The sequence below is a fragment of the Streptomyces sp. MCA2 genome (genome assembly GCF_023544705.1).
Lineage (GTDB): Bacteria > Actinomycetota > Actinomycetes > Streptomycetales > Streptomycetaceae > Streptomyces > Streptomyces decoyicus.
On sequence record NZ_JAMJFM010000060.1, the window covers coordinates 44002 to 55883 of the forward strand.

Below are 11882 nucleotides of genomic sequence, written 5' to 3' on the forward strand. Positions count from 1 at the left end.
GGCCGCCCGCACCGCACCCGCCTCTCAGGAGAAGCCCCTCATGAGCACCACCGTCCTCGCCGCCGGCAACCACTTCATCCGCCCGGAACTGTTCACCCGGGCCGTGCGGGCGGCCGCCGGGGACATCCCGCTGGACGTACGCGAGATCCAATTCGACTGGCCGCACACCCCCTTCGGGCCGGTCGCCGAGGTCATCGAGGCCTCCGGCAGCGAGGACGAGATGATCGAGGCCCTCCAGGGCGTCGAGATCTGTCTCACCGAGCACGGCCCGCTCACCGAGCGGATCCTCGCCCACTGCCCCGATCTGAAGCTGTTCTGCACCAGCCGCGGCGGCCCGGTCAACGCCAACGTCGAAGCCGCCACCCGGCACGGCGTCGCGGTTTGCTACGCCCCCGGCCGTAACGCCACGGCCACCGCGGAGCACACCCTCACCCTGATGCTGGCCGCCGCCCGCGGTGTCGGCGACACCCACACCGACCTGCGCCGGGGCGTCTGGCGCGGCGACTACTACGACTACGACAACTGCGGCATCGAGATCGAAGGCGCCACCGTCGGGCTGATCGGCTTCGGCGCCATCGGCAGCCGGGTCGCCAAGGTCCTCGCCGCCATGGGCGCCCACGTACTCGTCCACGACCCCTACGTCCGCCCCGAGGCGCTGGCCGGCCTCGCCGAACAGGTCCCCCTCGACGAACTGCTGACCCGCTCCCGCATCGTCTCCCTGCACGCCCGGGTCACCGAGGAGACCACGGGCATGATCGGGCGCAAGCAGATCGCCGCGATGCCCCGTGGCGCGGTCCTGGTCAACTGCGCCCGTGGTGCGCTCCTCGACTACGACGCGGTCTGCGACGCCCTGGACTCCGGGCAGCTGTCCGGCGCCGGCTTCGATGTCTTCCCCGAGGAGCCGCTGCCCGCGGGCTCCCGGCTGCTGACCGCTCCCGGCGTCGTGCTCACCCCGCACATCGCGGGCGGCAGCCAGGAAGTCGCGCACAAGGCGGCACGGATCGTCGCCGCGGAGGCCGGCCGCCATCTGCGCGGGGAGCCACTGGTCAACTGTGCCAACCCAGGTGTATTTCCGGCCAGTTGAGGCGTCAAGAGTCGGTCGTCGGGGCGGCATCGTCCCAGGTACCGGGGAGGTGGCGGAGGTGGAACACCACCTTCGTGACCTTGGCGAAATCAACTACCGCCTGGTACGCGTGCGTTGACAGTGCAAGGGGGTGGCTCCACCATGCAACGCGGTATCAGCGGGCCAGGGCATGTCCTACCGCTGGTTACCGCAGGTGGCAGTGGTAAAGCGTGTCCGCCCCCAGCAGAAGGAGCGCCCGTGGCCCCCTGGCCCCCTCTCCCCGGCAACCCCCTTTCCGGGTCCGGCGACCCCGGTTCCCGCCCTCCTGCCTCCTCTCCCGGCGGTCCGTCCCGCCCCACGGCCGCCCCTGCCGGGCAGACCGCCGGGACCGCTCGGCCCGGTCCCGCCCCCGGCGGGCCCGACCGCCCTGGGACCGCGGGCCGTGACCTGGTCGTCGCGCTCTCGCCCTTCGAGGAGCCGGGCGAGCGGATCGTCGTGGCGGCCGAACGCGCGGGCGCGCTCGGTCTGCTGGACCTCGGCCGGGACGCCGACGCCGCGCGCGCCGCGCTCGCCAGGACCGGACGGTTACGCCACGGAGTGCGGGTGCCGGTGGGATGTCCGCTCACGCCCGCCGATCTGCCCGACGAGGTCGACACCGTGCTGCTCGCCGACCCACGGGCGTACGCCGCCGCCGTGCCGCACGCCGTCACGCGCGCCGCCGCCGGACCGGGCGCGGTCCCCGGGCCGGACGACTGGGCCGGCGGCGGGCGGCGCCGCGTATGGGCCGAGATCACCACCCCCGAGGAGGCCGCGGCGGCGTGTGCCGCCGGGGCCACCGCGCTCGTCGCCCGGGGCCATGAGTCGGGCGGCCGGGTGGGCGAACTCACCACCTGCGTCCTGTTGCAGCGCGTACTGGCCGACCCGTCCGTGACGGTCCCTGTGCTCGCCGCCGGGGGCATCGGCCCGCACGCCGCCGCCGCGGCCGTCGCGGGTGGCGCGGCCGGAGTGCTGCTCGACTCCCAGCTCGCGCTGACCACCGAGGGCGAGGCCCGGCTGCCCCTGGCGGTCGCCGCCGCGATCCGGGCCATGGACGGCAGCGAGACCACGCTCGTCGCGGGCCACCGGGTCCTCACCCGCCCGGACCTCACCACACCCATGGCCGCCGGCACCGCGGAGACCGGCGCCGGGGCCACCGGGGAGAACAGCGGCCCGGCCCGCGTCGCCGCGCTCCTCGGCGCCCGCGACCTGCACACCCAGCTGCTCCCCATCGGCCAGGACGGCGCGTTCGCCGCCCGGCTCGCCGCGCGGCACCGCACCACCGGTGGCATCGTGCAGGCGGTACGGACCGGAATCGCGGAGCACCTCGCCGCGGCGGCACGCACCCGGCCGCTCGCCCCGCGCCCCGGAGCCCGCCATCTCCCCGTGGCCCAGGGGCCGATGACCCGGGTCAGCGACGAGTCCGCCTTCGCCGCCGCCGTGGCCGCCGAGGGCGGGCTGCCCTTCCTCGCGCTCGCCGTCATGGACGGCGGGCAGGTGCGCCGGCTGCTGGCCGAGACCGCCGAGCGGCTGGACGGGCGGCCGTGGGGCGTGGGACTGCTCGGCTTCGCACCGCCCGAACTCCGGCGCGAACAGCTCGCCGCGGTCGCCGAGTTCGCCCCCGAATACGCCCTCATCGCCGGTGGCCGGCCCGCCCAGGCCGCACCCCTCGAAGCGGCCGGGACACGGACCTACCTCCATGTCCCGGCACCGGGGCTGCTGGAGCGCTACCTCGCCGAAGGCGCCCGGAGATTCGTCTTCGAAGGGCAGGAGTGCGGTGGTCACATCGGCCCCCGGGCCAGCTTCCCGCTGTGGGAGGAGCAGATCGAGCGGCTGACCGCCCACGCCCGGACGCACGGCGGGACGGCCGAGGACCTGGACCTGCTCTTCGCGGGCGGCATCCACGACGCCCGCTCCGCCGCCATGGCGGCGGCCGCCGCGGCCCCGCTCGCCGAGCTCGGCGCCCGTATCGGCGTCCTGATGGGCACCGCCTACCTGTTCACCCAGGAGGCCGTGGCCACCGGCGCCGTACTCCCCGGCTTCCAGAACACCGCGCTGACCTGCGACCGGACCGTACTGCTGCGGACCGCACCGGGCCATGCCACACGCTGCGCCGAGACCGCCTACGCCGAGGAGTTCGCCGCGGCCGAACAGCGCCTCGCCGCACAGGGCACCGACCCGCGCGCCCGGTGGGAGGAACTGGAGCGCCGCAACCTCGGACGGCTGCGCCTGGCGAGCAAGGGCCTGCGCCATACGGACGGCGGGCCGCCCGCGCCGGTGGGGGAGCCGGAACAGCGCCGCGAGGGCCTGTACATGCTGGGCCAGGCCGCCACCGCCCGCAGCGCCCCCACCACCGTCGCCGCGCTGCACACCGCCGTCACCGAGGGGGCCACCGCACAGCTCACGGCGCGGGCGGAACGGTTCCGGACCCCCGACGGGCCACCGGAGCGGGACGCGGAGCCGCTGGACATCGCCATCGTCGGCATGGCGTGTTTCTACCCCGGCGCGGCCGACACCGCCCGCTTCTGGTCCAATGTCGTCGCCGGCGTCGACTCCGTCACCGAGGTCCCCGCCGATCGCTGGGACACCGGCACGTACCACGACCCGGACCCCGCGCGGGCGGGCGAACGCACCCCGTCGCGCTGGGGCGGCTTCCTGCCCGCCATCCCGTTCGACGCCCTCGCCCACGGCATTCCCCCGGCCTCCCTCACCGGCATCGATCCCGTGCAGCTCCTCGCCCTCGAAGCGGCCGCCAAGGCGCTGGCGGACGCCGGATACGCCGACCGCGACTTCGACCGCACCCGCACCAGCGTCGTCTTCGGTGCCGAGGCGGGCGCCGAACTGGCGGGCGCCTACGGCCTGCGCACGCTGCACCCGGCCTATCTGGGAGAGCTGCCGCCCGGCCTCGACGCCGAACTGCCCCGCCTGACCGAGGACTCCTTCCCCGGCGTGCTCGCCAATGTCATCGCCGGGCGCATCGCGAGCCGGCTCGACCTGGGCGGCGCCAACTGCACCGTCGATGCCGCCTGCGCCTCCTCGCTCGCCGCGCTCGACCTGGCCTGCCGCCAACTGCGCGACCACGACAGCGATATGGCGCTGTGCGGCGGCGCCGATGTGCACAACGGCATCAACGACTATCTGATGTTCGCGTCCGTACGCGCCCTGTCGCCCACCGGCCGCTGCCGCCCCTTCGACGCGGCGGCCGACGGCATCGCGCTCGGCGAGGGCGTGGGCGCACTGGTCCTCAAGCGGCTCACGGACGCCGAGCGCGACGGCGACCGGGTCTACGCGGTCATCAAGGCGGTCGGCACCTCCAGCGACGGACGCTCCCTCGGGCTGATCGCGCCGCGGCCCGAGGGCCAGCGGCGCGCCCTGGAACGCGCCTACCAGCGCGCCGGGATCAGCCCCGCGCAGGTCGGTCTGCTCGAAGCCCACGGCACCGGAACGGTCGTCGGCGACACCGCCGAACTCGGCGTCCTCACCGAACTGTTCGAGGACGCGGGAGCCGCACCGGGCAGCTGCACACTGGGCTCGGTCAAGTCGCAGATCGGGCACACCAAATGCGCGGCCGGCCTGGCCGGACTCATCAAGGCCGCACACGCCGTGCACACGGGCGTACGGCCGCCGACGCTGCATCTGACCCAGCCGGCCGCCGACACCGGCCCGGACACCGGCCCGTTCCGCTTCGACGCCGGGCACGCGCGGCCCTGGCCGGTCCCCGTGGGGCGGCGCATCGCCGGGGTGAGCGCCTTCGGTTTCGGCGGCACCAACTACCACGCCGTGCTGGCCGGTTACGACGGCGCTCCCGAGCCCGCCCACGCCCTGACGCACTGGCCCGCCGAGCTCTTCTGCTTCCGAGGGGCCGACCGCCCCGCCGCCGAACGGGCCATGGAACGCCTCGCCGCGCGGCTGGCGGACAACGACGCCGCCGGACGGCCCTGGCCGCTGCGCGACCTGGCCGCCGAGACCGCCGCCGCACCGGGTCCTGTCCAGCTCTGCGTGGTGGCCGACGACCTTGACGATCTCGCCGTCAAGCTGGCGGCCGCCCGCCGGTTCGACGCCGTCGAGGGCGTGTATCCGGGCCGGCCGGACGCCGACCCCGGTCTGGTCTCCTTCCTCTTCCCCGGCCAGGGGAGTCAACGGCCTGGAATGCTCGGCGAGTTGTTCCTCGCCTTCCCCGCGCTGCGCGGCCTGCTGGACGACGCCGATCCGGAGTGGGTCGCGGCCATGTTCCCGCCCACCGCCTTCACCGCCGAGGGGCGGGCCGCCCAGCAGGCCGTCCTCACCGACACCCGCGTCGCCCAGCCGGCGCTCGGCCTCGCCTCCGCCGCCGCACACCGGCTGCTCACCACGCTCGGCGTGCGCCCCGACTGCACGGCGGGGCACTCCTACGGCGAGCTGACCGCACTGTGGGCCGCGGGTGCCTACGACACCAAGACGCTGCTCCGGCTCAGTGCCCGCCGCGGCGAGGCGATCCTCGGGGCGGCCGGGGATGACCCCGGGGCGATGGCCGCCGTCGTGGCCACCCCGGAGCGGGTCCGGGACCTGGCGCGGGGCGCCGGGGTCGTCGTCGCCAATCACAATGCGCCCGAACAGAGCGTGATCTCGGGGCCCACGGACGCCGTGGACACGGCCGTGGCGGCATTGCTCAGTGCCGGGGTGCAGGCGAGGCGCCTGCCGGTCGCCTGTGCCTTCCACAGCCCGCAACTCGCCGCCGCCCGCGAGGAGCTCGCCGCCGAACTGTCCGCGGCACAGGTGTCCGCGCCCGCCTTCCCGGTCTGGTCCGGCGCCACCGCGCGCCCCTACCAGCGCGACGCCTCCGCGGTACGCGTCACCCTGGCGGACCAGGTCGCCGCACCGGTGCGCTTCGTGGAGCAGATCGAGGACATGTACGCCGCCGGGGTGCGCACCTTCGTGGAGACCGGACCCGGCCGGGTGCTCACCGGCCTCGTCGGGCACATCCTGGGCGGCCGGCCGCACACCGCCGTGGCGTTGGACGTGCCGGGCGAGCCCGGGCTGGCCCGGCTGCCGCACGTACTGGCCCGGCTCGCCGCGGCCGGGGTCCCGATCGACCCGGAGGCCCTGTTCCGCGGGCGTACGACGCTCCTGCCCGCCACGGCTCCGCGCCGCCCGGGATGGCTGGTGGACGGGCATCTGGTGCGCACCGCCGACGGTGCCTTCCTGCCGGGCGGGCTGCGCCCGGCGCGACGCGTGGACACCCGGCGGGGCGATGCGGGGACGGCGCCCATGGGGGGCATCACATCCGGTACCGCGTCCGGTACCGCAGCCGGTGACGCGGCCCGGCAGGAAGCGGTGCTGGAGTATCTGCGGGTCTCGCGAGAGCTGGTCGTCGCCCAACGGGACGTCGTGCTGAGGTATTTGGGGGAAGCCGCCGCGGTCGGCCAGGCGGCGCCCGTCGCTCCGACCGCCCCGTTGTACACGGCGCCCCTGGCGGGTGAAGCCGAAGCCGAAGCCGCCCAAGCCGCCCCGGCACCGACGCCCGTGGTCGAGGCGAAGCAGCTGAGTTCCGACGAACTCCTGGACGCCGTACGGGAGATCATCCACACCCGCACCGGCTATCCGCGCGAGATGCTCGACGCCGGGCTGGACCTGGAGGCCGATCTCTCGGTGGACTCCATCAAGCGCGTGGAGATCATCGGCGCACTGGCCGACCGGATCGGACTGCCGCAGGACGCCGACGGCGCCATGGAGTCGGCGGTGGAGCATCTGGCCCGGGTCAAGACCATCAGCGGCATCGTCGACTGGATCGCCGCCGCCCACGCCGAGCCCCCACCGGAGGCCCCTTCCTCGGCCGAGCCCGCACCGGACTTGGCCTTGTCCGAGCCCGCACCGGACCTGGCCTTCTCCGGGTCCGTACCGGGCCTGGCCTTGTCGGGGTCCGCACCAGCCCTTTCCTTACGAGGGTCCGCACCGGCTCCCGCCGCCTTCCCGCCCGAACCGGCCCCCGCCACCCCCGAGTCCGCCCCGGCCGTCCTGGTGCGGCCCGCGCCGTCCGTTCCCACGCCGCCCGCCACCGCGTATCCGCCCGTCGCGGGCGCCGGGGGCGACGCGGGCCGCGCCCCCGTACCGCAGCCCCCCACCCGCCACCTGGTCCAGGTCACCCCCCTCGGCCCGCCCGCGAGCCGGCCGCCCGCCGAGGTGGTGGCGGGCAGCGACTTCACGGTCGTGGAGGACGGGCAGGGGGTGGCGCTCGCGCTCGCGGCCCTCCTGGAGAGCCATGGCGCACGGGTGCGTACCGTCCCCGCCGAGCGGCTGGCCGAGGCCACGGCCGACGGGATGGGCGGGCTGGTGGACCTCAGTGCCCTGCGGGCGGGCCGCGGTGCGGTACTGCCCGGACAGTACGCGGGGCTGCGCGCCGTCCTCACCGGCGGAGCGCGGTGGCTGTTGCTGGCCACCGCGGCCGGCGGCACCTTCGGCCACGACGCCACCGAGGAGGCTCCCGACCCGCTGCCCGGCGCCGGGCTGCGCGGCTTCGCCCGTACGGCCGCCCTCGAATACCCCGAGGTCCTCATACGCGCCGTGGACATCGACCCCAAGGACCGCCCCGAACGCATCGCCGCCCACCTCCTCGCCGAACTCTGCGCCCCCGGCGAACCGGTCGTCGTCGGCCGCACCAACGGCACCCGCACCACCCTGCGCACCGTCCCCACGCCACTGCCCCGCGACCTCACCGCCACCGGCCGGCCGCCGCTCGGTGCCGGCTCCGTGGTGCTGCTGACCGGCGGCGCGCGCGGTATCACCGCCCGCACGGCCCACGCCCTGGCCCGCGCCCACGGCTGCCATATCGAACTCCTCGGGCGTACGCCCCTGGAGGAGGCCCCCGAGGACCCGGCGCTCGCGCACGCCCACGACCGCATCGCGCTGCGCGCCGCGCTCATCGCCCAAGGGCTGCGCAGACCGGCTGAGATCGAGGCGGCGGCCACCCGGGTCCTGGCCCGCCGTGAGATCACCGGCACGCTCGCCGCCCTGGAACCCCTCGCCGCCTCCGTGCGCTACCACGCGGCCGATGTCACCGACGCGGCCGCCGTCCGTGCCGTGGCGCAGGACATCCGAGGCCGGCACGGCCGTCTCGACGGGATCGTGCACGGCGCGGGCACCCTGGAGGACAAGCTGGTGCGCGACAAGGACCCGGCCTCCTTCGCCCGGGTCTTCGCCGGCAAGGTCGACGGGGCCCGTCATCTCCTCGCGGCAGCCGGTGAAGACACGGGCTTCCTCGCCCTCTTCGGCAGCGTCGCCGGGGTCTTCGGCAACCGCGGCCAGGCCGACTACGCCGCCGCCAACGACGCCCTGGACACCCTCGCCAGGGCCTGGTCGGCGCGTACGGCCTGCCGTGTCCTCGCCGTGGACTGGGGGCCGTGGGCGGCCGACGCCGGCGGCATGGTCACCCCGGAGCTGGAGCGCGCCTACGCCCGCCGGGGCATCCCGCTCCTGGACCCCGATGCCGCGGTCGCCGCCTTCCTGGACGAACTGGCCCGTGGCACCTCGGCCCAAGTCGTCCTGGCGGCGGAGGCGGGCGCGGAGCCGGGCGATGAGTGAGCCCGGTGCCCGGCGGACCGGTCCACGGCCCACCGACGCGGCGATCGTCGGCATGGGGGCGGTCTTCCCCGGCGCCGGTGATCTCGCCGCGTACTGGCGCAACCTGCTGGCCGGCACGGACTGCATCACCGACGTGCCGCCCGGCCGCTGGGACCCGGAGATCTACTACGACCCGCACGGCGCCGAAGGCCCCGCCCGCAGCGACCGCTTCTACTGCCGGCGGGGCGGCTTCCTGGACGAGCCGGCCGCCTTCGACCCCACCCGCTTCGGCATCATGCCCAGCGCCGTCCCGGGAGCCGAGCCCGATCAGCTGCTCGCCCTGCGCGCGATCGCCGATGCCATCGCCGACGCGGGCGGCCAGGAGCGGCTGCCCGCCGACCGCTCCCGTATCGGCGTCATCCTCGGCCGCGGCGGCTTCATGGGCGTGGCCACCGCCCGGCTCGACCAGCGGGTCCGTACGGCCCACCAGCTCGCCGTCACGCTGCGCGAACTCGCCCCGGAATGGGGCGAGTCGAAGATCACTGCCATACGGGAGGCGTTCCAGGCGAGCCTGGGCCCCGAACAGCCGGAGGCGTCCATCGGCCTGGTGCCCAGTTTCACCGCCGCCCGGACCGCCAACCGGCTGGACTTCCGCGGCCCCGCCTACACCCTCGACGCGGCCTGCGCCTCCTCGCTGCTGGCCGTGGCGCAGGCCGTCGATCTGCTGGCCGCCGGGCGCTGTGACCTCGTGGCGGCCGGAGCCGTGCACCACTGCCATATCGCCACCCTGTGGAGCGTCTTCACCCAGCTGCGCGCCCTCAGCCCCTCCCAGAGCATCCGCCCCTTCGACCGCCGGGCCGACGGCACCCTGCTCTCCGAAGGCACCGGCGTCGTCCTCCTCAAACGCCTGGCCGACGCCGAACGCGATGGGGACCGGGTCTACGCGGTCCTCCGCGGGGCGGGAGTGGCGGGGGACGGGCGCGCGTCGAGCCTGATGAACCCCCGGACGGAGGGACAGATACGGGCGCTGGAACAGGCCTGGGGCAGCGCCGGCCTCGACCCGGAACACCCCACGGCACTCGGCCTGCTGGAGGCGCACGGGACCGGGACCCCGGTCGGCGACGGCGCCGAACTGGACACCCTGGCACGGGTGTTCGGGCCATCCGGCGCGGGGCGGTCGCCGGTCGGCCTGGGCTCGGTGAAGTCGATGCTCGGGCACACCATGCAGGCCGCCGGCATCGCCGGACTGATCAAGGCCGCCCTCGCCGTCCACCACCGGACCCTGCCGCCGACCCTGCACCTGGACGAGCCGCACGAGGGCCTGGCACGGACCCGGATGCGCCCGGTCACCGAGGCCGAGCCCTGGGACGCCGGACGGGCACCCCTGCGGGCCGGTGTCAACGCCTTCGGCTTCGGCGGAATCAACGCCCACGTGATCCTGGAGGAAGCCCCGGGACGGCAGCGTGCCGCCCCGCCGCCCGTGCCCCGGAACTCCCCGCTGCGGACGGCGGAAGGGGAGCGGACGGCGGATCCGTTGCGGGCGGAGGAACCGGACCGGACGCCGCGTGCGGAGGAACCGGACCGGACGGCGCGCGCGGCGGTACGGGACCGGACGGCGCGCACGGCGGTACCTGAGCGGACGCCGCGCACGGCGAAGCAGACGGCTGTACTGAAGCAGACGGCCGTACTGGAGCAGACGGCGCGCACGGCGGAACCGGAGCGGACCGTACTGCTCACCGCGGACTCTCCCGGCGCACTCGCCGAGAAATTACGGAACGTGGGGGAGGGGGGCACGGGCGCGGACACGGGCCTGCCCGCCGATGACGGCCCCTGCCGCCTCGCCCTGCTCGACCCCACCCCGCGGCGCCGCGCCCTGGCCGCCAAGATCCTGGCGCGCGGGCTGCCCTGGCGGGGACGCGGCGAGGTGTGGTTCACCCCGAGCCCCTTCTTCGGGCCGCACGCCCGGGAGACGGGAGCGCGGCTGGCCTTCGCTTTCCCGGGGCTGGAGGCAGATCTACCGCCGCGCGTGGACGACATCGCCGACCAGTTGTCCCTGCCCCGCCCCACCGTCTCCGGCGGCAGCGGGCTGGTCGAACGAGCCGTCGACTCCCTGGCCGTCGGCCGGCTGCTCGCCCGCGCCCTGGCCGAACTGGGCATCGCTCCCGACCTGTTGACCGGCCACAGCCTCGGGGAATGGACCGCCATGGTGGTCGCCGGGATGTATCCGCACCGGGCCGTGGACACCTTCCTCGACTCGCTGCGGCCCGGCTCCCTCGCCGTACCCGACCTGGTCTACGCGGCACTGGGCTGCGGCGCCGCACAGGCGGCCGCGGCGCTGGAGGGCCTGGAGCGGGTCGCGGTCAGCCACGACAACTGCCCGCACCAGTCGGTGATCTGCGGAGCTCCCGAGCAGCTGGCCGAGGCCGTGAGCAGACTCGCCCGGCAGGGCGTACGGGCCCAGGAGATGCCCTTCCGCTCCGGCTTCCACACACCGATGTGGGCGCCCTACCTGGGCCAGGTCGGGGCCGCCTTCGACGCGTTGCCGCTGCGGGACCCGCGCCTCCCCGTATGGTCGGCCACGACCGTCGCCCCCTTCCCTCAAGAGCCCGTACAGATACGCCAGTTGGTGCTGCGACACCTCCTGGAACCGGTCCGCTTCCAGCAACTGACCAGACGGCTGTACGAGACGGGCGTACGCGCCTTCGTCCAGATCGGCGCCGGCAGCCTGACGGGCTTCGTCGCCGACACCCTCCACGGGGAGGACCATCTCGCCGTGGCGGCGGCCGACTCCCGCCGCGACGGACGGGCGCAACTGCGTCGGCTGTCGGCTGCTCTGTGGGCCGAGGGGCTGCGGCCGCGCTGGGAGCGGCTGGAGCCGTCGGCCGGGGCTGCCCTGGCTGTTGTGGACGCCACGCCCGTCGCGGACACCTCGCCCGTCGCGGACGCCTCGCCTATCGCGGACGCCGCGGCCGCCGTGGCTGCCCCGGCCGTCGCGGATCACGCAGTGGACCCGGCTGTCGGGGATCACGCTGCCGCACCGGTTGTCGCCGACCACGCCGTCGCCCTGGTTGCCGCGGATCACGCTGCCGCCCCGGTTGTCGTCGACCGCGCCGTGGCCCCCGCCGTCGCGGACCACGCCCCAGCCCAGGCAGGCGCCGCTGCCCCCTCAGCAGCCGCCGCCCCGTCAGGACCCGCCGCCCCGTCAGGAGCCGGTGTGTCGGTCCGGCTAGACCTCGGCTCGCCGTTG

The 11882-nt window shown here is 75.5% G+C and carries 3 protein-coding genes; all 3 read left to right on the plus strand.

The features are described from left to right. The first annotated feature begins 40 nt into the window (after nt 1-40). The gene (locus tag M8I34_RS34960) at nt 41-1084 is read left to right on the plus strand and encodes a 2-hydroxyacid dehydrogenase (RefSeq protein WP_250056686.1); all 1044 of its coding nucleotides are present in this window, start codon (nt 41-43) and stop codon (nt 1082-1084) included. A 237-nt stretch (nt 1085-1321) separates the two neighbouring features. Continuing rightward, complete coding sequence (locus tag M8I34_RS41505; protein WP_308372742.1) at nt 1322-8656, plus strand: SDR family NAD(P)-dependent oxidoreductase; 7335 nt, start codon at nt 1322-1324, stop codon at nt 8654-8656. Continuing rightward, nucleotides 8649-11882 (plus strand): type I polyketide synthase (locus tag M8I34_RS34975; RefSeq protein WP_250056688.1); only part of this gene is annotated, 3234 nt, incomplete at its 3' end. The genes M8I34_RS41505 and M8I34_RS34975, both read left to right, overlap by 8 nt.